At 48.0% G+C, this 22,828-nt stretch carries 27 protein-coding genes and 2 tRNA genes; 7 read left to right on the top strand and 22 right to left on the bottom strand.

Annotated elements, in window-relative coordinates:
- Positions 1–4: 4 nt before the first annotated feature.
- From dapE to dapD, 4 genes are all read right to left on the bottom strand, one after another.
- Positions 5–1,180 carry a succinyl-diaminopimelate desuccinylase gene (gene dapE / locus DTO96_RS03720; protein WP_114562270.1) on the bottom strand — a complete coding sequence of 392 codons (1,176 nt, stop codon included), beginning with the start codon at positions 1,178–1,180 and terminating at the stop codon, positions 5–7.
- 12 nt (positions 1,181–1,192) lie between these two features.
- Entirely contained in the window at positions 1,193–1,540 is a 348-nt protein-coding gene (locus tag DTO96_RS03725; RefSeq protein WP_114562271.1) for an arsenate reductase, read from the bottom strand.
- 9 nt (positions 1,541–1,549) lie between these two features.
- Positions 1,550–1,906 carry a hypothetical protein gene (locus tag DTO96_RS03730; protein ID WP_114562272.1) on the bottom strand — a complete coding sequence of 119 codons (357 nt, stop codon included), beginning with the start codon at positions 1,904–1,906 and terminating at the stop codon, positions 1,550–1,552.
- 221 nt (positions 1,907–2,127) lie between these two features.
- The gene (gene dapD, locus DTO96_RS03735) at positions 2,128–2,952 is read right to left on the bottom strand and encodes a 2,3,4,5-tetrahydropyridine-2,6-dicarboxylate N-succinyltransferase (RefSeq protein ID WP_373277808.1); all 825 of its coding nucleotides are present in this window, start codon (positions 2,950–2,952) and stop codon (positions 2,128–2,130) included.
- A gap of 327 nt (positions 2,953–3,279) precedes the next feature.
- Here dapD and DTO96_RS03740 point away from each other — a divergent pair, with 327 nt between their 5' ends.
- A complete protein-coding gene (locus DTO96_RS03740) occupies positions 3,280–3,930 on the top strand; it encodes a helix-turn-helix transcriptional regulator (RefSeq protein WP_114562273.1) in 651 nt (216 codons plus the stop codon).
- 95 nt (positions 3,931–4,025) lie between these two features.
- On the opposite strand, the gene fdx is transcribed toward DTO96_RS03740, so the two are convergent.
- The 11 genes from fdx to DTO96_RS03795 all read right to left on the bottom strand — a co-directional run bounded on the left by fdx (position 4,026) and on the right by DTO96_RS03795 (position 11,479).
- Positions 4,026–4,367 (bottom strand): ISC system 2Fe-2S type ferredoxin, encoded by a 342-nt coding sequence (fdx, locus tag DTO96_RS03745; RefSeq protein WP_114562274.1) that lies wholly within the window; start codon positions 4,365–4,367, stop codon positions 4,026–4,028.
- Positions 4,368–4,619, bottom strand: coding sequence for a TfoX/Sxy family protein (locus DTO96_RS03750; protein ID WP_114562275.1), 252 nt, complete (start codon positions 4,617–4,619; stop codon positions 4,368–4,370).
- 127 nt (positions 4,620–4,746) lie between these two features.
- Complete coding sequence (hscA, locus tag DTO96_RS03755) at positions 4,747–6,639, bottom strand: Fe-S protein assembly chaperone HscA (RefSeq protein WP_114562276.1); 1,893 nt, start codon at positions 6,637–6,639, stop codon at positions 4,747–4,749.
- A 73-nt stretch (positions 6,640–6,712) separates the two neighbouring features.
- Positions 6,713–7,453, bottom strand: coding sequence for a hypothetical protein (locus tag DTO96_RS03760; RefSeq protein ID WP_114562277.1), 741 nt, complete (start codon positions 7,451–7,453; stop codon positions 6,713–6,715).
- 226 nt (positions 7,454–7,679) lie between these two features.
- Positions 7,680–7,970, bottom strand: a complete 291-nt coding sequence (locus DTO96_RS03765; protein WP_114562278.1) for a GIY-YIG nuclease family protein — start codon at positions 7,968–7,970, stop codon at positions 7,680–7,682.
- Between the two features lie 106 nt (positions 7,971–8,076).
- Complete coding sequence (gene hscB, locus DTO96_RS03770; RefSeq protein WP_114562279.1) at positions 8,077–8,556, bottom strand: Fe-S protein assembly co-chaperone HscB; 480 nt, start codon at positions 8,554–8,556, stop codon at positions 8,077–8,079.
- Positions 8,557–8,675: 119 nt separating this feature from the next.
- Positions 8,676–8,999: an iron-sulfur cluster assembly protein IscA gene (gene iscA, locus DTO96_RS03775; RefSeq protein WP_114562280.1), complete on the bottom strand. Its 324-nt coding sequence runs from the start codon at positions 8,997–8,999 to the stop codon at positions 8,676–8,678.
- 18 nt (positions 9,000–9,017) lie between these two features.
- Positions 9,018–9,395, bottom strand: coding sequence for a Fe-S cluster assembly scaffold IscU (gene iscU, locus DTO96_RS03780; protein WP_114562281.1), 378 nt, complete (start codon positions 9,393–9,395; stop codon positions 9,018–9,020).
- Between the two features lies 1 nt (position 9,396).
- Positions 9,397–9,765: a hypothetical protein gene (locus tag DTO96_RS03785; RefSeq protein ID WP_114562282.1), complete on the bottom strand. Its 369-nt coding sequence runs from the start codon at positions 9,763–9,765 to the stop codon at positions 9,397–9,399.
- Positions 9,765–10,973, bottom strand: coding sequence for an IscS subfamily cysteine desulfurase (locus DTO96_RS03790; protein WP_114562283.1), 1,209 nt, complete (start codon positions 10,971–10,973; stop codon positions 9,765–9,767). Before DTO96_RS03790 ends, DTO96_RS03785 begins: the two co-directional genes overlap by 1 nt.
- A gap of 41 nt (positions 10,974–11,014) precedes the next feature.
- Positions 11,015–11,479 carry an Rrf2 family transcriptional regulator gene (locus DTO96_RS03795; RefSeq protein ID WP_114562284.1) on the bottom strand — a complete coding sequence of 155 codons (465 nt, stop codon included), beginning with the start codon at positions 11,477–11,479 and terminating at the stop codon, positions 11,015–11,017.
- A 420-nt stretch (positions 11,480–11,899) separates the two neighbouring features.
- On the opposite strand from DTO96_RS03795, the gene DTO96_RS03800 reads away from it, so the two are divergent.
- Both DTO96_RS03800 and DTO96_RS12630 read left to right on the top strand, forming a co-directional pair.
- The gene (locus DTO96_RS03800) at positions 11,900–12,091 is read left to right on the top strand and encodes a hypothetical protein (protein WP_114562285.1); all 192 of its coding nucleotides are present in this window, start codon (positions 11,900–11,902) and stop codon (positions 12,089–12,091) included.
- Between the two features lies 1 nt (position 12,092).
- Positions 12,093–12,242, top strand: coding sequence for a hypothetical protein (locus tag DTO96_RS12630; protein WP_157964315.1), 150 nt, complete (start codon positions 12,093–12,095; stop codon positions 12,240–12,242).
- Positions 12,243–12,428: 186 nt separating this feature from the next.
- Here the strand turns inward: DTO96_RS12630 and DTO96_RS03805 are convergent, their stop codons facing one another.
- From DTO96_RS03805 to DTO96_RS03835, 7 genes are all read right to left on the bottom strand, one after another.
- Positions 12,429–12,854, bottom strand: a complete 426-nt coding sequence (locus DTO96_RS03805; RefSeq protein WP_114562286.1) for a type II toxin-antitoxin system HicB family antitoxin — start codon at positions 12,852–12,854, stop codon at positions 12,429–12,431.
- Between the two features lie 233 nt (positions 12,855–13,087).
- Positions 13,088–13,164: transfer RNA gene (locus DTO96_RS03810), tRNA-Ile, on the bottom strand.
- 123 nt (positions 13,165–13,287) lie between these two features.
- Complete coding sequence (gene rpoD, locus DTO96_RS03815; RefSeq protein ID WP_114562287.1) at positions 13,288–15,570, bottom strand: RNA polymerase sigma factor RpoD; 2,283 nt, start codon at positions 15,568–15,570, stop codon at positions 13,288–13,290.
- Between the two features lie 201 nt (positions 15,571–15,771).
- A complete protein-coding gene (gene dnaG, locus DTO96_RS03820; protein WP_114562288.1) occupies positions 15,772–17,532 on the bottom strand; it encodes a DNA primase in 1,761 nt (586 codons plus the stop codon).
- Between the two features lie 89 nt (positions 17,533–17,621).
- Positions 17,622–18,071 carry a GatB/YqeY domain-containing protein gene (locus tag DTO96_RS03825; RefSeq protein WP_114562289.1) on the bottom strand — a complete coding sequence of 150 codons (450 nt, stop codon included), beginning with the start codon at positions 18,069–18,071 and terminating at the stop codon, positions 17,622–17,624.
- A gap of 137 nt (positions 18,072–18,208) precedes the next feature.
- Positions 18,209–18,421, bottom strand: a complete 213-nt coding sequence (rpsU, locus tag DTO96_RS03830; protein ID WP_114562290.1) for a 30S ribosomal protein S21 — start codon at positions 18,419–18,421, stop codon at positions 18,209–18,211.
- A gap of 57 nt (positions 18,422–18,478) precedes the next feature.
- Positions 18,479–18,555 (bottom strand) — tRNA-Arg (locus DTO96_RS03835).
- Between the two features lie 225 nt (positions 18,556–18,780).
- Between DTO96_RS03835 and dapA the strand changes: the two genes are divergently transcribed.
- The 4 genes from dapA to DTO96_RS03855 all read left to right on the top strand — a co-directional run bounded on the left by dapA (position 18,781) and on the right by DTO96_RS03855 (position 22,774).
- Complete coding sequence (gene dapA / locus DTO96_RS03840; RefSeq protein ID WP_114562291.1) at positions 18,781–19,662, top strand: 4-hydroxy-tetrahydrodipicolinate synthase; 882 nt, start codon at positions 18,781–18,783, stop codon at positions 19,660–19,662.
- Between the two features lie 102 nt (positions 19,663–19,764).
- Positions 19,765–20,826 (top strand): NlpB/DapX family lipoprotein, encoded by a 1,062-nt coding sequence (bamC, locus tag DTO96_RS03845; protein WP_114562292.1) that lies wholly within the window; start codon positions 19,765–19,767, stop codon positions 20,824–20,826.
- A gap of 5 nt (positions 20,827–20,831) precedes the next feature.
- The gene (locus tag DTO96_RS03850) at positions 20,832–21,635 is read left to right on the top strand and encodes an MBL fold metallo-hydrolase (RefSeq protein ID WP_114562293.1); all 804 of its coding nucleotides are present in this window, start codon (positions 20,832–20,834) and stop codon (positions 21,633–21,635) included.
- A 287-nt stretch (positions 21,636–21,922) separates the two neighbouring features.
- Positions 21,923–22,774, top strand: a complete 852-nt coding sequence (locus tag DTO96_RS03855) for a proteasome-type protease (protein WP_114563909.1) — start codon at positions 21,923–21,925, stop codon at positions 22,772–22,774.
- Positions 22,775–22,828 lie beyond the last annotated feature (54 nt).

The following is a 22,828-nucleotide window of genomic DNA, read 5'->3' on the forward strand; positions in this document are numbered from 1 at the left end:
GTCATCACGCAATCAGTTGTAAAAGGACATCACGGTAGATGTGAGAGAGTGGTGTCATGCATGCGATTTCAACCCGCTCATCAATTTGATGGATGCTTTTTGATACGGGGCCAAACTCAACGACTTGCGGACAAATCGTGGCGATGAAGCGACCATCTGATGTGCCACCCGTGGTTGATAATTCAGGGGTTTGGTTTGTGTGGTTTTGCACGGCATGGGTGATGGCATTGGACAGATCTCCTGCTTCGGTGAGAAAGGGCTGCCCACCAATGACCCATGAGAGGTCGTATTTTAAACCGTGTTGATCCAAAATGGCGCACACGCGTTCTTGTAAACCTGAGGATGTGCTAGCAGTTGAAAATCGAAAATTGAAATCCACCACCAATTCACCTGGAATGATGTTCGATGCCCCTGTGCCGCCGTGAATATTTGATACTTGCCATGAGGTCGGCGGGAAATAGGCATTGCCCTCATCCCAAACAGTCGAAGCCAATTCAGTCAATGCAGGGGCAAATAAATGAATTGGGTTTTTTGCGCGGTGTGGGTAGGCGATGTGGCCTTGTTTACCTTTCACCATCAATTTACCGCTCATCGTGCCGCGACGGCCATTTTTCATCATGTCACCAAACACTTCATTGCTGGTCGGTTCACCCACGATGCAATAGTCTAAAGTTTCGCCACGCGCTTTCAGCATTTCTACCACTTTAATTGTGCCATCGTGCGCAGGTCCCTCTTCATCGCTGGTGATGAGGAGGGCGATGTTGTGTGTTGGGTTGGGGCATTGCTGCAAAAAGCTTTCAATGCTGGTGACGAATGCTGCAATAGAGGTTTTCATGTCCGCCGCACCACGCCCATACAAGTGACCATCGTCTTTGACTGTGGGTGTGAAGGGTTCGCTCAACCATTGATTGACGGGGCCCGTTGGAACCACATCGGTGTGGCCAGCGAACACAAAAGTTTTTGCTGAAGGATTGATTGCACTTGCCGCCGTGCCGCGACGAATCGCCCATAAGTTGGTCACACGAAAATCATCGGGACCGCTGACCAGTGTTTCACAAGTGAAACCGAGGGGGGCTAAACGGGCAATCAGCAAGTCTTGGCAGGTTTCATCATTGGGTGTCACCGATTCAAGGCGCAATAAATCACAGGTTAAATCGAAAGTGGGGTTGTTTTGATTCATGGTATGTCTAACTTAAATGAATGTTGCAGCCAAAAGGGCTTCATCATGTCCAACAAAAATGCCTTTATCCGAAACCAGCACGGGGCGTTTAATGACGGAAGTATTGGCCATCATCAATTGAATGGCACTGGCTTTCTCATTGGCCATGGCTTGTTCGGTGGTGGATAGGCCGCGCCAAGTGGTGCCTTTTTTATTGATGAGCGTGCCCAAAGGCACAGTGCTGAGCCAATGTTTAAGCGTGGTCTCATCAATTCCAAGTTTTTTGAAATCATGAAAAGCATAGTCGATGCCTGCTGCATCCAACCACACACGGGTTTTTTTAACAGAGGAACAGTTTGGAATGCCATAAACAATGATCATGGGGTTCTCCTAAAACAATGCAAAAGCTTTGGCGGCACTCAGCACCGCAATGGCAATGGCCATGAATGAAAAAATCGTTGTGCGGCGTAAACGTTGGTTCAAGCTGAGCACCATTTGATTGGCGTGTTGCAATTGATTTTGCATTTGATCGGCGAGAATTTGAATCGACTCCGCATTGTTTTCGCAAGCGCTCGATACCCTTGCCAAATGTGTTGCCATGGTTTGTGGGTCGCTGGTGTCAACGATGACGGGGTCTTCACCTTTTTTTGACTTGTTGCTTTTCAATAAATCTTTGCTGCTTTTGACCAACTCAGTGATGTGTGGCAATGCAGCCAATGCGGCTTGTAACCAAGGTGTAACGGCCATGATGTCCTCACTTCGTCAAGTGTGAAAGGTGTGTTAGAGGCGTTTCGAAACGAAAATACGATTTTTTAGACATCTAAAAAACTGAAACGACCCGTGAAACCAAAGTGTTGATTTATTTGGCGTAACAGCTATAACAATGAATTGTCACTTTAATGCCTCATTGTAAAACAAAAAGCGCCGTGGCTGAGACGGCGCTTTGGTGATTTACATGAGGTTGCTCATCAAACGCCACGCAGCAATTCATTGATGCTGGTTTTTGAGCGGGTTTGTGCATCGACTTTTTTGACGATCACGGCACAGTACAAACTGTAGCTGCCATCTTTTGAAGGCAAATTGCCCGACACGACCACAGAGCCTGCTGGGATGCGACCATAAGTCACTTCGCCTGTTTCGCGGTCAAAGATTTTGGTCGACTGGCCAATGTACACGCCCATTGAAATCACACAGTTGTCTTCAACAATCACGCCCTCAACCACTTCTGAACGTGCACCGATGAAGCAGTTGTCACCAATGATGGTGGGGTTGGCTTGCATGGGCTCAAGCACGCCACCGATGCCGACGCCACCTGATAGATGCACATTTTTACCAATTTGTGCGCATGAGCCGACCGTGGCCCAAGTGTCCACCATGGTGCCTTCATCAACGTACGCGCCGATGTTGACGTAAGATGGCATCAAAACGACGTTTTTGCCGATGAAAGAGCCGCGGCGCGCCACCGCAGGTGGAACCACGCGGAAACCGCAGTTGGCAAAATCTTCTTCAGTGTAGTTCGCAAACTTGCTGGGCACTTTGTCATAAAACTGAGTGAAACCACCTGCACCCATGACCGCGTTGTCTTCGAGACGGAACGACAACAACACGGCTTTTTTAATCCACTGGTTGACGTGCCATTCACCATTGATCTTTTCTGCCACACGCAATGCGCCTGAGTCAAGTTGGGCAATGACGCTGGCAACCGCCTCACGCACATCCGTAGGTGCATTTTTAGGAGTGAATTCGGCGCGTTGTTCCCACGCAGCGTCGATGAATTGTTCGATTTGGCTCATGATGGTCCTTGTTGAAATGTCTTGGGGTGTGAGGTGAAAATGATGTGCCATTATAAACGCAACCAACGTTTGCGCCAAGTTTAATCCTGATCCTGCATGAAGTTGCAAGAGTACTAATCTTGTGACGAAGGATCAAAAAAACGCGTTCGTTTGCTTGTTTAGAGTCATTTTTTTTATTTTTTATGTAATTCTAAATAAAGTGTGTGGCAAATGCGTTGGATCTCTGCTGTCGCTGTGGGTGTGCTTGTGATAAACTGAGAATGTGTCTCGTGCCTGATGTCTCTTTCTCACGTGCATTTTCAAATTGACCAGTAATTGGAACCTGTTATGGCAAAAAATCAAAAACCACCCGTCACATACCGTGAGCCTTTGTTGGCACGTTACCAAGGATTTTGTGATGCCATTGCAGCGATTTTTTTCCCGTATGCCGAAGTGGTGGTGCATGATTTGGGTACGCAATCGGTGGTGTACATTGCCAACAATATTTCCAAACGCATGCTGGGCGATGCATCGGCTCTGGATAACATCGAGTTTGATTCAGATGAAAATGTGTTGGGGCCTTTTGAAAAGTTGAACTGGGATGGCCGTGCGGTGCGTTCGGTGTCCATCGTTGTGCGAGACGATCAGCAGCAAGCGATTGGTGTGATTTGTTTGAATTTAAACATTGCTGTGTTTGAACAAGCGCGAGCCGCTTTGGATTTATTTGTCAAAGGCGCAAAAATTGTGCCCCAACCCGATAAATTGTTCAAAGACGATTGGCAAGAGCGCATCAACACCTATTTGCACCACTGGTTGCAACAAAACCAATTGGGTCTATCCACGCTCAGCCGTGAGCATAAACGCCAATTGGTGCATGTGTTGTATGAGCAAGGGGCATTCAATGGTAAAAGTGCAGCCAACTATGTCGCCAATGTGCTCGATATGGGGCGTGCCACGGTCTTTAAGCATTTAAAAGAAATCAAAGAGAAAAATCAATAAATGCGCTGTCCACCTATTCTATTACCCATAAAAAATCCCCTCTGAACCTTCAAAGGGGATTTTTTATGGGGGCGATTTAACTTTTTACCCTTAATTTAATGCGAACCTTCGCTGGCATGGTTTTTGGTGTATTTGGGCATTTCAATCACCAAATCTTCATCCGCAACAATCGCTTGGCATGACAAGCGTGATACCGATGTCAAGCCCCAAGCCATGTCCAATAAATCTTCTTCTTGGTCTTCAATTTCATTCAATGAGTTGTAACCTTGGCGGACAATGACGTGGCAGGTCGTACATGCAGCGACTTTTTCACACGCATGTTCAATTTCAACGTGGTGCTGTAACAAATTGTCGCATACCGATACACCGATTTTGGCTTCAAAGGTTGTGCCATCGGGGCAAATGGTGGGATGGGGTAAAACGGTAATCTTGGTCATTTAATTTGTATGTCCTAAAAAATGGTCTAAAGCCAATAATAAATCAAGTCGGTCGTCATGCGCCACGTCTTGCCAATGTCGATTGCTCAAAGCACCTTCAATCGCCCACAATAAATTCAAACTCGGTTTAAAGCCTGCGCGTTGAACCGCCGCATAAGCCGCTACTGCACCCAGTTCACGCAATTGCGCTTCGCTTTCGATCCCCGCGCTGGCGAGCATGTGCATGGATGATAAACCTAAATTACGTAGCATGATTTGCTCTCAAAAACCGTCATTCCCGAGCAGGGAAGTCCAGTCCAATGCACAGCATTTGTTTGATGTGCAAACGGCGTGCTTTGCCCGCCACTGGATTCCCGCCTGCGCGGCAATGACAAGTATTTTACAAACTATCAATCGCCTGCCCGCTCAACGCGCTGGCAATCGCCTTATCCATTCGTCGTGCGGCGAAATCTTCACTCGCATGTGCAAGCGCATCATTGGCGGTGCGCAGTGCGTCGGTTTGCGTCACATCGTTGGTTTGAATCAATGCATTGAGCGCGTCAATTTGTTGTACAAAATCGCTGCGTTCAGCATCATTCAACAACTCACCATCATCATTCATCGCACCTTGCACGGCCAAAACCATGCGCTGCGCATCCACCGCGACTTCGCGCCACGCGCGGGCGAGCATGTCATCACGCGCATGGCTGTTGCCATCGGTCAGCATCTGCGCAATCGCCTCGTCAGACAAGCCATACGAGGGTTTAACGGTGATTTCCGCCGAGACATTGGAATTCATTTCCCGGGCCGCAACGGTGAGCAAACCATCGGCGTCCACCTGATACGTCACGCGCACCCGCGCCGCGCCTGCGACCATCGGTGGAATGCCGCGCAATTCAAACCGTGCCAATGAGCGACATTCAGACACCAACTCACGCTCGCCTTGCACGACATGCAGCGCAATCGCGGTTTGACCGTCTTTAAATGTCGTAAACTCCTGTGCCCGCGCAATCGGCAGCGTGCTGTTGCGCGGAATAAGTTTCTCGGTCAAACCGCCCATCGTCTCAACGCCGAGCGACAATGGAATCACGTCGAGCAACAACCAATCATCATCCGCCGAGCGATTGCCCGCGAGTAAATTCGCCTGCATCGCCGCGCCGAGCGCGACCACTTCGTCAGGGTTCAAATCATTCAACACCGGGCAAGCGACATGCGCGGCCACCGCACGCTGCACATTGCGCATCCGCGTCGCACCACCGACCATGACCACGCCTTGCAAATCTTCGCTTTTGACATTCGCCTGTTGTAACGCCTCATCCAACACGCGGATGGTTTTGTCGACCAGCGTTTTACTCATTTCAAAAAACTGCGCTTGCGAGAGCATCAGATTAACTTGATGACCATCCGACAGACTCGCGCGAATGCTCGCCACGCCATCCTTGGTCAAATGCTCCTTTGCGGCACGGCTTTTGCTTTGCAATAAACGCACATCTTGCGCCGACAAATTGGCGTGTAAACCCACCAAATCGGCTTCTTTTAAAATCCAACAGTACACTCGGTGGTCAAAATCATCACCGCCCAGTGCGGTATCACCATGCGTCGACAGCACCTCAAACACGCCTTTGGATAATTTCAAAATCGACACATCAAACGTCCCGCCGCCCAAATCGTACACCGCAAACGTGCCTTCTTTCGCCACATTATCCGCATTGTCCAAACCATACGCAATCGCCGCCGCCGTCGGCTCATTGAGCAAACGCAACACATTCAAACCCGCCATCTGCGCCGCATCTTTGGTCGCCTGCCGCTGCGACTCGTCAAAATACGCAGGCACGGTAATCACCGCCCCGACGATGTCATCGTTGAAACTTTGCAACGCCCGTTGATACAGATTTTGCAAAATCACAGCCGACACTTCAACAGGACTTTTCACACCCTGCGGCGTTTGCACGCTCACCATCCCCGTCGTATCAACCAGCGCATAACCCGCATCAGGCAACGCTCGCGCGTCTTGATAACCGCGCCCCATCAGTCGTTTGACCGAGGCAATCGTGTTTTTTGGGTCGTTCGCCTGCAAGGCTTTGGCAGCGATGCCAACAGTGGTCGTGTCGCTGGAGTAATGCACAATCGACGGCACAATCGACGCGCCGTTTTCATCAGTTAAAACCGTCGGAAAGCCATGCCGCACGGTCGCGACGAGTGAATTGGTCGTGCCCAAGTCGATGCCGATGGACAAACGATGTTGGTGGGGGGCGGTAGATTCACCAGGTTCGGATATTTGTAATAAAGCCATTTTCAAGCAACCATATGTTATGTTTTATTGCGTTTATTTCATTCAAAAATAATAAACAACCTAAGCTTAGGTTTTATTTCTCAAGTTCAGAAAAGTCAAACTCTGTCTTTACAAGATGTAAGTTATCTGCGTTACTAATCAGCAACTCATTCGATAAAACCTTTTTATCCAAGTCCACTCTTTTGAAAACAAAATTGTCCCCATAATTTCCTACAAACAACATATTAGGACTTTGCAAGTCAAACCAATACATGTTTTTATTGGCTGATTGAAAACCTAGAGCGTAAGATGCTGAAAAAATAACTAAAAGAGATAAAACAGGCATAACTAAATTGCTAAGCATTTGGCTTATTTTAGAACGTTGAGTTCCTAAAATATTTGATGAGCTATGCTTTTTTACATTATCAGTGGTTATAAGACAAGCCTGTAAAAATGTACAAATACAAAACACAAATAAACGTTTAAATGCTTGAGAAGAGGGATTAACCATAGTTGCTGCCGTAAAAATTAAATTTAATGGTAGTGACGCTAAAAATCCAAGCAATATGTTTTGTGCCAACTTGTTTTTATTGGTTGTATAAATTTCCATTGTTTTTGCAACGCAAAGAAAAAGAATAGACATCGTAAAAATCAAAACAAATGAAGAAGTAATGACATGCGTAATATTTAGCTCAATAAAAAAATAAGGCACGCCAAAAAAACGCAAGTAGCCAGCCTCAAAAACAAAAGCATTTAATGTCGCTACAAAAGGTATTGCTGCTATTAGCACACCATCTTTTGCCGACAAATCTTTTAATGCTTTATACACATCCACTTATCACTCCTTTTTGTAAGCTCGCAAGGCGAATTCGCACAGTAATCCACCGCATGTTTCAATACCATTTCAATCATATTAATTGGATTGCTCTCCACACCGTCATTCCCGCGTAGGCGGGAATCCAGTCAAATGCGTAGCATTTGTTGACGAACTTAACTCATCTCGCACCGATGGTGCGCTTCGCGCCCCATTGGATTCCCGCCTGCGCGGGAATGACGCTGGTTTATGCGATGATGTCGTCCCATAAATCGCGCCATTCTGGGTTTTGCGTTTCGATTAAGTTAATCTTCCATTGCCGATGCCACTTTTTCATGGCTTTTTCGCGGGCGATGGCACTTTCCATTGTGTCGTGTTGCTCAAACCAAACCAACATTTTAACGCCATATTGCTTGCTGAAACCATCTGCCAATATTTCTCGATGTTGATAAACCCGTTGCACTAAGTTTGACGTTACACCGATGTAGAGCGTGCCGTTGCGCTGACTGGCTAAAATGTAAACGGCGGGTTGTTTCATTTTTAGATTTCAAATTTCGTCAATTCAAACATAATCGGTGCGCTTTGCACCCCACTGGATTCCCACCGTAGCCTGTCCTCGCGAAGGCGGGGACGGGAATGACGGATTATTTGGGCAATTGCTGCAAAAAATTCTCAATAAACTGATTTTGCGCAATCGCAATTTTTACGGCCTGCCAGTCCGCTGCATCACACACGGTTTTTAAATCGGCCAATGCTTTTACATTTGCGGCATGGACTTCATCGCGCACCATTTCGATATCGCCATCTTCTAGCGCTTCGCGCCATTCCATTTGTTGCATCAAAAACGGTTGCGGCAAATTGACGCGGATATTTTCACCTGTTAATTCGGGTGCATTGAGTGACAATAAATACCGCGCCCGCGCAATCGGGTCACGCAGTGCGTCAAACGCTTCGTTGGCAAACGTCGCCCATTGGAGTGCGAGGCGTTGCTCCATCGCGCTTTTGGCGGCGAATCGGTCGGGGTGAACTTTGTCAATGATTGCGCGGTGACGCAAAGCCAAATCGGCTTCGTTAATGGCGAAGCCGATGGGCAATTGGAACAGTTCAAAATAATTTTGTTTCATGCTTGGTGGTTTTAAACTGGTTTTGTTTTAAATTTTTTGCTAGACAAAAAGTGCTGCTTTGGGTCGACTCAAAGTTTGTATTTTCGCGCAAAAACAAAGGTGTGTTTTTGCGCGAGCCATCATACGTGGAACGATTCGCCACAACCGCATTCGTCTTTGACATTTGGGTTGTTGAATTTAAAACCTTCGTTCAAACCTTCGCGCGTGTAGTCCAGTTCCATGCCATCCAAATACGGTAAGCTTTTTGGGTCGATGAGCAATTTCACACCGTGCGCTTCAAAAATATTATCATCCGTGGCGGGTGCGTCGGCGTATTCGAGTTTGTACGCCATGCCCGAGCAGCCTGTGGTGCGAACGCCGAGGCGCAAACCAATGCCTTTGCCGCGTTTGGTGAGGAAGTTTTGTACGTGGGTTGCCGCCGCAGCGGTCATTGAGACTGCCATGATGATTCCTTTTTTAAATCAATGCTTCGCTTTGTAGTCGGCCACTGCGGCTTTAATCGCGTCTTCGGCAAGAATCGAGCAGTGAATCTTAACGGGGGGCAGGGCGAGTTCTTCAGCGATGTGCGAGTTTTTGATTTCGAGTGCTTGATCAACGGTTTTGCCTTTGACCCATTCGGTGACGAGTGATGACGAGGCGATCGCTGAGCCGCAGCCGTAGGTTTTGAACTTTGCATCTTCGATGATGCCTTGTTCGTTGACCTTGATTTGCAGCTTCATGACGTCACCGCACGCGGGTGCGCCGACCATGCCAGTGCCGACGCTGTCATCACCTTTGTCGAAAGCGCCAACGTTGCGTGGGTTTTCGTAGTGATCCATGAGTTTGTCTGAGTATGCCATTTTAATGCTCCTTAAATCGAGTTTGAGGGATAACGATGTAGTGCTCCCAACGTGCGCCACCACGGTCATCGCCGTAAATATAATTCAACCAAATCTTTGTACCGCGACGCTGGTGAATCAATTCGTCGGTGTTAAACTGAATGCGCGCACCTTTTTTAAACTGTGTTGCGCAATTTTTAAAATCGTTGCGTTGCTGTGTGTCATCACGCGCTTGCGTGACTTTTGCTACATTCACAATCACTTTGCCATCAGGCGAGGCCGCCAAATTAAGTCGGCTTTGAAAACGTGCCTCGATTAAACAACTCACACCTGTTGATGCTTGTGCGGTGTTGATTACCATCATCAAAATAAATGCGTAGCGCAGTTTCATCAATGCGCGGCCCACTGTACGCTATCAAGGTCAATGCCTTCTTTGTACATTTCCCACAACGGTGAGAGTTCGCGCAACTTTGCAATTTTTGCTTGCATCAATGCAATCACGGTGTCGACTTCGGCTTCTGTGGTGAAGCGGCCGACGGTGAAGCGAATGGATGAGTGCGCCAGCTCATCAGAGCGACCCAATGCACGCAAAACGTACGAGGGTTCCAATGAGGCCGAAGTGCAGGCGGAGCCTGAGGACACGGCCACATCTTTAATCGCCATCATCAACGATTCACCTTCAACAAAGTTGAAGCTGACATTCAAGTTGTGCGGGATGCGTTGTACCATGTCGCCATTTAAATGCACTTCTTCCATGTTTTGGAAGCCTGCCCACAAACGATCGCGCAGTGCGCCGATGCGTGCATTGTCTGCTGCCATGTCTTCTTTGGCAATGCGGAATGCTTCGCCCATGCCAGCGATTTGGTGTGTCGCCAATGTGCCCGAACGCATGCCGCGTTCGTGGCCACCACCGTGCATTTGCGCTTCAAGACGAATGCGTGGTTTACGGCGAACGTACAGTGCGCCGATGCCTTTGGGGCCGTAGGTTTTGTGTGCTGAAAAGCTCATCAAGTCGACTTTAAGTTTGCTCAAATCAATCTCAACTTTGCCTGTGGATTGAGCTGCATCCACGTGGAAAATCACACCTTTTTCGCGGCAAATCTCACCCAACGTCGCGATGTCTTGAATCACACCGATTTCATTGTTGACGTGCATGACCGATGCGAGGATGGTGTCTGGGCGAATTGCGGCTTTAAACACGTCCAAGTCCAATAAACCATTGTCGAGCACATCAAGGTAAGTGACTTCGAAACCTTGACGTTCCAGTTCGCGGCACGTGTCAAGCACGGCTTTGTGCTCAGTTTTCACCGTGATGATGTGTTTGCCTTTGTCGTGATAGAACTGTGCGACACCTTTGATTGCTAAATTATTTGATTCTGTTGCACCTGAAGTGAATACGATTTCGCGTGGATCTGCATTGACCAATGCTGCCACATGACCGCGTGCCGTTTCGACGGCATCTTCTGCTTCCCAACCATAAGGATGGCTGCGTGAAGCGGGGTTGCCAAAATGCTCGGTGATGTACGGAATCATTTTGTCGGCCACGCGTGGATCAACGGGCGTGGTCGCAGAATAATCCATGTAAATCGGCATGTTCATGAGAGGTCCTTCATAAAGTGAAATGGGTAAAACAAAATAAATCAGTGGGCGTGCATGTGAATGACTTGTTCGCCGTGGGCATGGTTGTGCTCCGATTGACGCTTGTTGTGGTCATTGACGAGGTTTTGCAAGTTCACAGACTCCAAATATTCAAACATTTTTTGATTGAGCGTGTGCCAAAGTTCATGTGTCATGCACTGATGCCCGTTAAAACAGTCTTCTCGACCTTCGCATTGGCGTGCATCAAGGGGCTCATCTACGGCAATCACAATGCTGGCAACGGATATCAGCTCAGGAGCACGCGCCAAAATGTAACCGCCGCCTGGGCCACGAACGCTGTCCACAAGGCCACTGCGGCGAAGCTTGCCGAACAATTGCTCAAGATACGATAAGGAAATTTGCTGGCGATCAGAAACCGCCGCAAGGTTCACCGGGCCTTCAGTCGATCGCAAGGCAACGTCAAGTAGTGCGGTTACGGCAAATCGGCCTTTTGTGGTCAGTCGCATGATATGTCCAATCTCAATACATTATTGGTTCTGGTTTTTAGCGAAAAATTGGACGTGAATGTCTCATGATTTTGTCGTTGCAAACCAATCTTTTGTATCAAGATTGTAACATAAACCCGATAAAAACACTCGGGTATTGTTTTTCGGGAACCCCTTCTGAAGGCGGTGCTTGGAATGCTTGCATTTTACGATGAGAGGTTTACACGGACTTGACAGTTGAGCTCGAAAAGGTGAGGTTTAGGTGGACACGTCTGCCGTGGGTGACTTTTTGTTGCTTATGATTTGCTTGTTTTGGGCTTACAAATGGTTACATGTCGAAACATGGCGTAACTTAAGGCGCCTCACTTCCTTGTTACAGTGCTGCTGTGGGTTTCGTTGATGCCTTCACATAAATTGTTTCCATCTTTTTAGGGGTAAATCATGAAAAAAATTATTTCCGTCGCTGTTGCAGCGGCTTTGGGTTTTGCATCGGTGTCGGCCATGGCTTGTCCAAAAGGTTCGACATTAACGGGCGGTGTTGGTAAGCACCATAAAGGGGGTAAATGCAGTCCAAAAGGGGCTGCATCCGCCTCAACAGCGGTAACGGCTCCCGCCTCGACTGTAAAAAAATAACATGGATGTGCAAAATGAAATCGGTTATTGGAGTCACTGGGCGGATATGATGCCCAGTGGCGTGCCAGAAGCTTTGTTTTTATTGTTCATCTTGTTCGGTTTGGGTTTTGCTTTTTATTTGGGCTGGCGTCAGAATGAAAAAGAAAAATAATATCGAGTGAGGTGTTGCGTTGTGTGTGCAATCGCATCTGGTGTAAAGAATAAGCGGCTTAAGTAGTGTAAGCCGCTTATTTATGGGTGGATCATGTGGTTGGACATCTGCCTAATAAAACGATACAAAAATGTAGGGTAAAGCAATGAGTGTAATGCATTTACAGCCTGTTATTGGCTGTGTTTTTTAATCAATACTTAGGCTCAGTTCTTTGCCTACTGCATGTAATGCAGCTGCAATTGTGTCAATTTTCGTAGTGCAATGTAAATTTAGGATGCGATTCACATCTTGTGGGCGCGTGCCCATTTTTCGTGCGACATCGGCTGGCTGTAAGTTTTGATGACACAGTTCGTTTAGTACAAGTATTTTAGCCCATACGCTCAGTGGCAGCTGGATGGTGTGTTGGCCTTTAGCTGCTTTTGAAGGCATTGGAACGGGGCGCTTGTCTTCAAAATAAAAATCCATTGCGATTAAAAGCACATCTTGTGCCATTTCAAGGGCTTCATCAAGTGTATCACCCTGAGTCATGGCCTCAGGGATGTCAGGAAATGTCACAACGTACCCGCCTGTATCTTCGGTAAGCTCAATTGGATATGAGTTTAAGCGTTTCATGGTTTGTCTCTTATATTATCTTTTATATAACCTGGGGCTTTCGCCCCGCCTGTCAGCCCTCGTCTAGCCCAAGTTGCTTGATGGTTGTTTTTCGGTGTGGTTTTTTATCTCTGCTGCGTACTTTGCAGGTGGTTGGGGTAAGTCAAGAGAAAAAAAAGGGGGGGCAGAACGTCGGATGTTGTCTAAGTGGCAAAAAATAACGGGGCTTACATCGCTGTAAGCCCCGTATTTATTGGTGGACCATGTAGGACTTGAACCTACGACCAAAGGATTATGAGTCCTCTGCTCTAACCAACTGAGCTAATGGTCCGAAATCGTGAAAGCAGCATTGTACTGAAAACAAGCGGCAGAGGCGAATCGAATCGCAAAAAAATGTGTGAAGCTTTGAATTTTAATGGGTTCGATTCTGCTGCTTTGACTGTTTTTGTCGTGATCAGCTGTTTTCGAGGAAGCTTTTGAGCTTTTCTGAGCGCGATGGGTGACGCAGTTTACGCAAGGCTTTTGCTTCGATTTGGCGGATGCGTTCACGGGTCACGTCAAATTGTTTGCCCACTTCTTCGAGGGTGTGATCGGTGGTCATTTCAATGCCAAAGCGCATGCGCAATACTTTGGCTTCGCGCGGGGTCAATGAGTCCAAGACATCTTTCACAATGTCTTGCATGCCTGTGTGCAAAGCCGCTTCCGCTGGGGTCATGGTGTTGCCATCTTCGATGAAGTCGCCCAAATGCGAATCTTCGTCGTCACCAATCGGTGTTTCCATAGAAATCGGTTCTTTGGCGATTTTCATGATCTTGCGGATCTTGTGCTCAGGCATTTCCATTTTTTCAGCCAAAACAGCGGCGTCAGGTTCATTGCCCGTTTCTTGCAAAATTTGACGCGAAATGCGGTTCATTTTGTTGATGGTTTCAATCATGTGTACGGGGATGCGAATCGTACGGGCTTGGTCGGCGATCGAACGCGTGATTGCTTGACGGATCCACCATGTGGCGTACGTTGAAAATTTGTAACCACGGCGATACTCAAATTTATCCACTGCTTTCATCAAGCCAATGTTGCCTTCTTGAATTAAATCAAGGAATTGCAGACCGCGGTTGGTGTAGCGTTTGGCGATTGAAATCACCAAGCGCAAGTTGGCTTCGGTCATTTCTTTTTTTGCATCACGGGTTTTTGATTCACCTGTGATCATTTGTTTGTGAATGGCTTTGAGGTCGGTCAATGGCAAAACCACTTGCGCTTGTAAATCCACCAGCTGGTTTTGCAGTTCGTGCAAAGCAGGGATGTTGCGGGTCAGCAATGAGTTGAAGGTGTGTTTGCCTTTGAGCAACTCAGTTGACCATTCCAGATTGGTTTCATGGCCAGGGAAATTGGTGATGAAAAATTGCGGTTCCATGCCCATGCGTGTGACGCACAATGCACGGATTTTGCGTTCAATCTTGCGTACTGACTCGACCTGTGAGCGCAGTGTGTCGCACAGGCGATCGACGGTGCGAACGGTGAAGCGGATGGTCATCAGCTCGTTGGTGATGGCTTCTTGCGCTTTGTTGTAGGAGGCTGATAAATAGCCGTCTTTGCCAAAGGCGATGCGCATCTTGTCGAAATGCTTTTCAACCGTGTCGAATTTTTCGAGGGCTTGGTTTTTCAATGCCTCCAACTGTTTGCTGGACATGCCCGTGCCGCTGTCGTCTGCATCATCGGCGTCGTCATCGTCAGAGTCGTCGATCACTTCAACTTTCTTGGCATCAAAAGACTCTTCTGCACCTGCTAAACCATCCACAACATCGTCCACTGAAATTTCACTTGAACGGATTTTGTCAACGAGTTCACGAATTTGTTGGATCGTTGATGGGCACGCAGAAATAGCAGCCATCATTTCACGTTGGCCTTCTTCGATGCGCTTGGCAATCACAATTTCTTGTGCTTTGGTCAGCAGCTCGACGGTGCCCATTTCACGCATGTACATGCGCACAGGGTCGGTCGTGCGGCCAAATTCCGAGTCAACGGTGGAGAGTGCTGCTTCAGCTTCTTCTTCCGTGTCATCGTCATTACTGGCTGTGGGCACATTGTCGGCCATCAGCAGGGTTTCTGCATCGGGTGCTTGTTCATAGACTTGAATGCCCATGTCGGAAAACGCTGAGACCATGTTGTCCAGTGCGTCACCTTCGACCATGTTGTCGGGCAAGTTGTCGTTGATTTCTGCGTGTGTCAAATAGCCGCGGTCTTTACCCAGTTTAATCAGTGTTTTCATCTGATTGCGCTTGAATTCAAGCATTGCGGTGGCGGCTTCTGAGCTGCTGTCTTTGCCTTTGCGTTTGCTCTTGTCGGCTTTGGCTGGAGGCGTGTCGAAGTCTGGAATGACCTCTACACCGTCCATGTCGTCGAGTAAATCATCGTCGCCACCCACAATCACGTCTGCATCGTCAAGCAGTTCATCGTCAACTTCGGGGTTGGTGATGGTGGTGACTTTGCTGGGTTTTTTTGCGTTTTTTGCGTCTTTGGTTGTGCTGGTTTTTTTTGCTGTCATGCTGCGCTCTGTGCCTTTGGTGTTGCGCTTCGGTACAATGTCGACCGGAGGTGCAGGGGGTTTGACGGTGTTTTCTGAATGGGGTTTTGCGGTGGTTTTTTTGACAGCGGTTGCGGCGGCTTTGCTCGTTTTAGCGGTTGCATTTGATGCGGTGGCTTTAGAGTGCGCTGATGGACGTTTTTTAGCTGTGCTCATGGATCGACCTTCAAATAAAATTTAAGAAAGAAACACCAAGACAAAACATTCAAATTACATTAACTTCTTATTATACCATGAAAAAGGCATAAATTTTTAAGCGATTCGCATCCCATACGTGGGGTAAATTGTTGAAAAAACAAGGTTTAAGGCGTCAAAAAGTGAATCTGTTTTGAGTTTTGCTCAGCGGCTTTGATGGCTTTATTTGGGCGGGGAGAGCTTGGCTCGTTCATGCAATACACGCATGTATTCGGATTTGGCTGCATCATCCACCGACATTTGAACGGCGAGCGTTTTTAATCTTTGGTCGAGTGCTTCTCGCTTAAGTTGTGTTTCAAGGGCGATGTAAGCGGTGAGTGCGTCTTCTGCGGACATTTGGGCGGGTTCGCGCAAGTGTTTTTGCAGGATGTGCTGATACCATTCATGGTGGTCGGAGTTGTCGAGTTGGTGAGACAGGGCGGCTGGTGCAAGCTCGGGTTGTGCATGCAGCATTTCAATGAGCGCGGTCAATGCATGGTGTTGTGGCAGGTGAGCCCATGTGTTACTGTGGGCGTGCTGGGCAATGCTGGGATGGGCGATGAGTAAGTCCAGTGCGCGCTCTACGGATGAGGGAGGGGCAACCCGTTTGGTTTTTTCGCGTGCCCCTTTGCGTGGGCGTTGGTTTGTGATGAGCTCACAATATTCGGCCACATCATTTGGTGTCGAGCTCAGTTGTGTTGCCAGTGCCTGGATGATGTGTGTGCGCAACGCACCATTGGGCAATGATTGCAACATCGGTTTGGCGAGGTGCAATTGTCGTGCGCGTGCTTCCGCGCTGCCATCGGGGGCGGCTTGATTGAGGCCGAACAGTAAAAATTGCGACAGCGTCATTGCGGTTTGCACTTCTGCCACAAACGCATCCATGCCTTTTTCTCGCACAAAGGTGTCTGGATCGTGTTCAGGCGGCAAAAATAAAAATTTAATGGTGCGGGTGTCTGTGGCCAATGGCAAGGCATTGATCATGGCGCGCCATGCGGCTTTTCGACCCGCGCCATCGCCGTCAAAGCTGAATACAATGGTGTCCGTAAAGCGGAACAGTTTTTGCACGTGTGCGGTGCTGGTGGCCGTGCCAAGGGTGGCGACGGCATTGGCCAGCCCGGCTTGTGCGAGGGCGACCACATCCATATAGCCCTCTACAATGAGGGCGTATTGGTGTTGGGCGATTGCACTGCGTGCTTCAAACAGGCCGTACAGTTCTTGCCCCTTTTGGAATAACGGGGTTTCGGGCGAGTTCAGGTATTTTGGCTCGCCTTTGTCCAAAATGCGCCCGCCAAAACCGATGATTTGGCCTTTGGTGTTGCGGATGGGGAACATGATGCGTTCACGAAAAAAATCGTAACGGCGATTTTGTCCTTCGCGCTGTTTGCACAGGCCGGCGTCGAGCAGGCTGGATGATTCGTTGTAATCGTCAAAAATTGAAGACAGCGTGGGCTCAAAAGGGGCGAACCCCAGCCCAAAGCGTTGGGCGATTTCACCGCTCAAGCCGCGACGTTTAAGGTAGGCAATGGCGTGAGGGTGCTCTCGCAATTGGTGTTTGTAAAATTGTGCGGCTTCGGTGAGGACTTGACCAAGGTTTTGGGTGCGAACTTTTTGTGCGATTTGTGCTTGGACTTGCTGCGGCGACTGCGGTTTGTCTTGTGGGACCGTCATCCCTGCTTGACGTGCCAGGTCATTGATGGCTTCGACGAACGTCAAGCCGTTATGTTCCATCAAAAAACCAAGCGCTGACCCGTGTGCACCGCAGCCAAAGCAGTGGTAAAACTGCTTGGATGCGCTGACGGTAAAAGACGGGCTTTTTTCGTTGTGAAAAGGGCATAAGCCTTGATGGTTGGCGCCTGCGCGTTTAAGTTGAACATATTGACCGACCACGTCAACGATGTCGACGCGGTTGAGTAAATCATTGATGAACTCGTTCGGAATCATTCGTATGCTCGATAAAGTGTGGGCTAAGCGGTTGTTGTGCGAGGCGACCTTTGGTCGATCCACCGGCTATGCGTTGATTTGGCGGTTTCTTAGGCTTGCGTCAGTTGTTGCTTGATGAGAGCTGACACACGACCCATGTCTGCTTGACCTGCCAATTGGGCTTTGAGTGTGCCCATGACTTTACCCATGTCTTGCGGGCTGGTTGCGCCAGTGTTGGCAATGGCAGCGCTGACGGCTGTGGTGATGTCTTCATCGGACATTTGAGCGGGTAAATAGGTGGATAAAATGGCCAGTTCGGCTTGTTCTTTTTCAACCAGGTCGGTGCGTGCTGCTTGTTCAAACTGGGTGATGGACTCTCTGCGTTGTTTGCAGGCTTTTTCGATGACGGCTAAAATAGCGGCGTCATCCAGCTCTGTTTGGCTGTCGACTTCACGGCGTTGAATGTCGGCAGACAGTAAGCGCAAGGTTTCTAATTTGGTGGTTTCGCGCGCTTTCATGGCGGCGATGGTGTCGGCTTTGATTTGGACTTTTAGAGACATACTGTTCTCCGTGGGGGATGGGGTTGTGATGAGGTGTTTTTGATGTTTTTTGGAAAAGACAAAACCCGCTCGGTAATTGAGCGGGTTTTTTAACTGCTTGAATATGATATCAATTCATTTTTTAAATTGCTGTCGAATTAATACATTTTCTTTGGTAACATTTGGCTGCGCAGACGTTTGTAGTTGCGTTTGCATGCAGCTGCATGTTTACGTTTGCGTTCAGTTGTTGGTTTTTCATAAAACTCACGAGCACGCAAATCAGTCAACAAACCAGTTTTTTCGATGGCGCGCTTGAAGCGACGCATGGCAACTTCAAATGGCTCGTTCTCTTTAACACGAATTAAAGGCATAATGCTTACTCTTAAAAAGTTATGTTTGCGTCCTACGACGAACGTAAACAAAAATAATGGTGCGGCTGGCAGGAATCGAACCCACGACCCCTTGGTTCGTAGCCAAGTACTCTATCCAGCTGAGCTACAGCCGCGTTAGGAGTAGAACTATAGCAAGGATACGGTGGGCTGGCAAGTCTTTTTTGCAAAAAACTTTAAAAAAGTGAAAATAGCGGGGCTTTGGCATGGCAATTGTGGCAATCCGTATGTTTTAGCAGTAGAATAGTTGAGCATTTTTAAAAAGCCGATGTCAATGTTGACTTGGCGTTTCGGGCGGGCAACGCACGATTTAATTTAACTAATATAAGAATTGGTACGATATGACGATGATTACAGGCAGCTTGGTGGCATTGGTCACCCCTATGCATGACAGTGGTGAAATTGATTTTGCGGCTTATCGTGCTTTAATTGATTGGCATGTGGAGCAGGGCACCGATGCCATTGTGGCTGTGGGCACGAGTGGCGAGTCGCCGACAGTGTCTGTGGATGAGCATTGTGAGCTCATTAAGATTGCCGTTGAGCAGGCGGCAGGCCGTATTCCTGTGATTGCGGGTGCGGGCGGGAATTCAACCCGTGAGGCCGTTGAGTTGAGTAAATACGCGCACTCGGTGGGTGTGGATGCCACTTTGCAAGTGGTGCCTTACTATAACAAACCAACACAAGAGGGTTTGTATCAACATTTCAAGACGATTGCTGAAGGTGTGGATTGCTCTATCGTGCTTTATAACGTGCCTGGCCGGACTGTGGCGGACATGTCGAATGATACTGTCGTGCGTTTGGCGCAGATCCCAAACATCATTGGCATTAAGGATGCGACGGGTGATGTGGGGCGTGGTACTGCGTTGATTCAACAAGTGCCGAGCGATTTTGCTGTGTACAGTGGTGATGATGGCACGGCAGCGGCTTTGATATTGATGGGTGCAAAGGGCAATGTGTCGGTGACGGCCAATGTGGCTCCAAAAATGATGCATGACTTATGTGTTGCTGCATTGAATGCCGATGTGGTCACAGTGCGCGACATCACGGCCAAATTGTATGAGCTCAATAAGCAGTTGTTTATTGAGGCGAATCCAATTCCTGTGAAATGGGCTTTGGCTGAAATGGGCAAAATGCCAGCTGGCGTGCGCTTGCCTTTGACGCCGCTGACTTTGGATTCACAAAAAATCGTTCGTGCTGCGATGCAAACCGCTGGATTGTTGTAAACTGCGGCATCATTTTTGACTTAATCCGCTGCGGGTTAACAGGCTTGAACTTATAAGCTCACTTTTTGGATTCTTTTTTGAGTCGTTTTTTAAGGATGTGCAATGCAATTGAAGAAAATTTCTTATACCTTGGGTTTGGCTGCAACGCTGATCTTGTCCGCCTGTGGTTCATTGGGCAGTGTGTCGTCCGGTTCTAAAATTGACTACAGAAGCCAAGTGAAAGGCTCTCCTTTAGAAGTGCCACCGGGTCTGTCGGATTACGATAAAAGCAAACAATACAATTTAGAAGGCGATGGGGTTCGTTTTTCCAGCATCAATCAGGATCCAACCGCGCAAACACCGACAACCCAGTTGCTGGTGACAGCCAAAGACATGACGATTGAAAAGGCGGGCGAGACACGCTGGTTGGTGATTAAACGCCCAGCCGAGCAGGTATGGCCTGTGCTGCAAGAGTTTTGGGAAGACAATGGCTTTACGATTCGTTCAAACTCACCTAAGTTAGGCGTGATCGAAACCGATTGGGCTGAAAACCGCGCGAGCTTGCCACAAACGGGTTTGCGTAAAGTTTTGGGTAAAGCTTTAGACACTTTGTACGACACAGGCACGCGTGACATGTTCAAAACACGTGTGGAACGCACCAGTGATGGTGTTGAGGTGTACATCAGTCACCGAGGCATGGAAGAGGTTTATACCTCGTCTTCGAAAGAAAGCACGATGTGGCAACCGCGCGCGGCGGATCCTCAACTGGAGGCTGAATTTTTGCGCCGTTTGATGGTTAAGTTGGGCACAAGTGAAAAAGAAGCACAAACCGTTTTGGCAAACAGTGTGAACAACAGCAAAGGTGCAACCATCAGTGGCGATACTTTGGTGGTGGCAGATACCATCGAAAATGCATGGCGTCGAGTGGGCTTGTCCTTGGATCGAGCAGGTTTGTCTGTGGTTGATCGTGATTACAGCTCACGCACTTATATTGTGACGCCAAGCCCAGATGATCGAGGTCTTTTCCGTAAATCGTTTGGTAAATTGAATGAAACGTATCAAGTGAAATTTAAATCATTGAATTCAAATCAAACCCAAGTGGCTTTCTTTGATAAGAATGGTGCGCCAGTGGATGACAAAGGTGTTCAAAAAGTATTGAAAACATTGCAAAATAGTTTGAAATAACAGTTATGACGGCACCGATACTGCGCTATGCCAGCTTGGGTAGTGGCAGCGCGGGCAATGCTTTGGTCATCGAGGCGCGTTGTGCGGGGCAGACAACGCGCCTTTTATTGGACTGCGGTTTCAGTACCAAAGAGACAGTGAAGCGGCTTGCGCGACTTAATTTGACAGGGCAGGACATTGATGCCCTGTTGGTGACGCATGAGCACGATGACCACATTGGTGGTGTGGCGCGCTTTGCACGAAAATTTGGCACGCCGATTCACATGTCGCGCGGAACGCATGTGAGTGTGTTGAATCACACCCATTCATGTGAAGGCTTGAATGTCACTTTTTGTGCGGATGCTCAACCTTTTGAATTGGGTGCATTGGTCGTGCATCCGTACACGGTGCCGCATGATGCCCGCGAACCTTTGCAGTTTACCTTTAAGTGTAGGGATTTACACTTGGGGGTGATCACAGATGTTGGGCACATCACGCCCGTGGTGGTTCAAGCTTTGCAGGCCTGTCATGGTTTGGTGTTGGAGTACAATTATGATGCACAGATGTTGGCGCAGTCGACCAAATATCCAGCCAGTTTGAAGCAGAGAATTTTTGGAGATTATGGCCATTTGGACAACAAAACCTCACAGGAGTTGTTGTTGCAGTTGATTCATCCCAATTTGCACCATGTGCATGCGGCTCATATCAGCCAAAACAACAATGACCTTGAGCGTGTTCGGGATTTGTTGGAGGCCGCCTTGGGGGAGCACCGTATCCCTTATGCCTTGGCTTGTCAGAATGAAGGTTTTGATTGGTTTGAGGTTCGGTAGGACTTCGGGTTTTACGATAAAGCCCCATCAAGTGCCTTGAAAATCGCGTAAAATGATTTGCAGAATGGAAAGCACACTTCGGTGTGCTTTTTTAAAATAAGGCAAGGACAACATGTTGTTAACGGTGGGTCGAACTGCGTGGGGTGTTTTTAAATGGCCTCATTTTGACAGGTTAAGTTTTGATTGCGGTTGTTCTTGGGGGTTTGCACGAAAACACGTACAAAAACTTAAGACCCCAGTGTGAAAAAATGATTTAATTCTTCTTTAAAATGTTTTTTGAGGTGCTCATGACATATTGTGTGGCGTTAAAACTGAACCAAGGCATGGTTTTTTTATCGGACTCTCGCACCAATGCGGGTGTGGATTTGGTCAATCGTTTTCGAAAAATGACGGTGTTTGACGTCCCTGGAGAGCGCACGATTGTGCTCATGACCGCAGGTAATTTGTCTATCAGTCAGTCGGTGGTGCAGTTCTTAATGCGCCAAACCAAGACTGAAGACAACACAACCATGTGGAATGTTAAAAACATGTACCAAGCGGCGCGTTTGGTTGGGCAGGCCATACGCAAAGTGCATGAGCAGGATGCGGCGGCTTTAAAAGAATTTGGTTTTGATTTTAATGTCAGTTTCATCATTGGTGGGCAGATTGGGGATGAGGAAATGCGTTTGTTCCAAGTCTATGCTGCAGGTAATTTTATCGAAGCCACAGATGACAATCCGTATTTTCAAATTGGTGAAGCCAAATATGGTAAGCCAATTGTGGATCGCGTGATTCGCCCTGAAACACCTTTGGATGAGGCTGCAAAATGCGCCCTGATTTCTATGGATTCAACTTTGCGCAGCAATATCTCGGTTGGCTTGCCTTTGGATTTGTTGTGCTATGAAAAAGACGCATTGGCCGTGACCAAATTCACTCAAATCACGGCGGATAATCAATATTTTCAAATGATCAGCCGCACATGGGGCGAGCGTTTGCGCGAAGTGTTTAACCAAATCGAAGACCCGCTGTGGTCTTCGCCCAACGACCCTTTGTCCATTGAGTCGACAAATGCCGCTCGGCCCGTGATGGCGCATAATCGTGCACGCCACAACGACGCGAATCAAGTCGAAACGGCTCCGCAGTATTTGGCTCAAAATTAGTTTATAAAACATGGGAAACATTAAAAATTAGAATGAACTGGCTTTTTCATGTGA

This window comes from Ephemeroptericola cinctiostellae (assembly GCF_003339525.1).
GTDB classification, from domain to species: Bacteria; Pseudomonadota; Gammaproteobacteria; order Burkholderiales; family Burkholderiaceae; genus Hydromonas; species Hydromonas cinctiostellae.

Bases quoted from the DNA above. Each gene is read 5' to 3' on its own strand.
- DTO96_RS03785 (WP_114562282.1), bottom strand. From the start codon at position 9,765: ATGAAACTGCGCTACGCATTTATTTTGATGATGGTAATCAACACCGCA.
- DTO96_RS03800 (WP_114562285.1), top strand. From the start codon at position 11,900: ATGAAAAAAATTATTTCCGTCGCTGTTGCAGCGGCTTTGGGTTTTGCA.
- dapD (WP_373277808.1), bottom strand. From the start codon at position 2,952: ATGAGCCAAATCGAACAATTCATCGACGCTGCGTGGGAACAACGCGCC.
- rpoD (WP_114562287.1), bottom strand. From the start codon at position 15,570: ATGAGCACAGCTAAAAAACGTCCATCAGCGCACTCTAAAGCCACCGCA.
- bamC (WP_114562292.1), top strand. From the start codon at position 19,765: ATGCAATTGAAGAAAATTTCTTATACCTTGGGTTTGGCTGCAACGCTG.
- iscA (WP_114562280.1), bottom strand. From the start codon at position 8,999: ATGGCAGTCTCAATGACCGCTGCGGCGGCAACCCACGTACAAAACTTC.
- dnaG (WP_114562288.1), bottom strand. From the start codon at position 17,532: ATGATTCCGAACGAGTTCATCAATGATTTACTCAACCGCGTCGACATC.
- DTO96_RS03825 (WP_114562289.1), bottom strand. From the start codon at position 18,071: ATGTCTCTAAAAGTCCAAATCAAAGCCGACACCATCGCCGCCATGAAA.
- DTO96_RS03805 (WP_114562286.1), bottom strand. From the start codon at position 12,854: ATGAAACGCTTAAACTCATATCCAATTGAGCTTACCGAAGATACAGGC.
- hscA (WP_114562276.1), bottom strand. From the start codon at position 6,639: ATGGCTTTATTACAAATATCCGAACCTGGTGAATCTACCGCCCCCCAC.
- DTO96_RS03725 (WP_114562271.1), bottom strand. From the start codon at position 1,540: ATGATCATTGTTTATGGCATTCCAAACTGTTCCTCTGTTAAAAAAACC.
- DTO96_RS03850 (WP_114562293.1), top strand. From the start codon at position 20,832: ATGACGGCACCGATACTGCGCTATGCCAGCTTGGGTAGTGGCAGCGCG.
- rpsU (WP_114562290.1), bottom strand. From the start codon at position 18,421: ATGCCTTTAATTCGTGTTAAAGAGAACGAGCCATTTGAAGTTGCCATG.
- dapA (WP_114562291.1), top strand. From the start codon at position 18,781: ATGACGATGATTACAGGCAGCTTGGTGGCATTGGTCACCCCTATGCAT.
- DTO96_RS03855 (WP_114563909.1), top strand. From the start codon at position 21,923: ATGACATATTGTGTGGCGTTAAAACTGAACCAAGGCATGGTTTTTTTA.
- DTO96_RS03750 (WP_114562275.1), bottom strand. From the start codon at position 4,619: ATGCTACGTAATTTAGGTTTATCATCCATGCACATGCTCGCCAGCGCG.
- iscU (WP_114562281.1), bottom strand. From the start codon at position 9,395: ATGGCATACTCAGACAAACTCATGGATCACTACGAAAACCCACGCAAC.
- DTO96_RS12630 (WP_157964315.1), top strand. From the start codon at position 12,093: ATGGATGTGCAAAATGAAATCGGTTATTGGAGTCACTGGGCGGATATG.
- DTO96_RS03765 (WP_114562278.1), bottom strand. From the start codon at position 7,970: ATGAAACAACCCGCCGTTTACATTTTAGCCAGTCAGCGCAACGGCACG.
- dapE (WP_114562270.1), bottom strand. From the start codon at position 1,180: ATGAATCAAAACAACCCCACTTTCGATTTAACCTGTGATTTATTGCGC.
- DTO96_RS03795 (WP_114562284.1), bottom strand. From the start codon at position 11,479: ATGCGACTGACCACAAAAGGCCGATTTGCCGTAACCGCACTACTTGAC.
- fdx (WP_114562274.1), bottom strand. From the start codon at position 4,367: ATGACCAAGATTACCGTTTTACCCCATCCCACCATTTGCCCCGATGGC.
- DTO96_RS03790 (WP_114562283.1), bottom strand. From the start codon at position 10,973: ATGAACATGCCGATTTACATGGATTATTCTGCGACCACGCCCGTTGAT.
- DTO96_RS03740 (WP_114562273.1), top strand. From the start codon at position 3,280: ATGGCAAAAAATCAAAAACCACCCGTCACATACCGTGAGCCTTTGTTG.
- DTO96_RS03730 (WP_114562272.1), bottom strand. From the start codon at position 1,906: ATGGCCGTTACACCTTGGTTACAAGCCGCATTGGCTGCATTGCCACAC.
- hscB (WP_114562279.1), bottom strand. From the start codon at position 8,556: ATGAAACAAAATTATTTTGAACTGTTCCAATTGCCCATCGGCTTCGCC.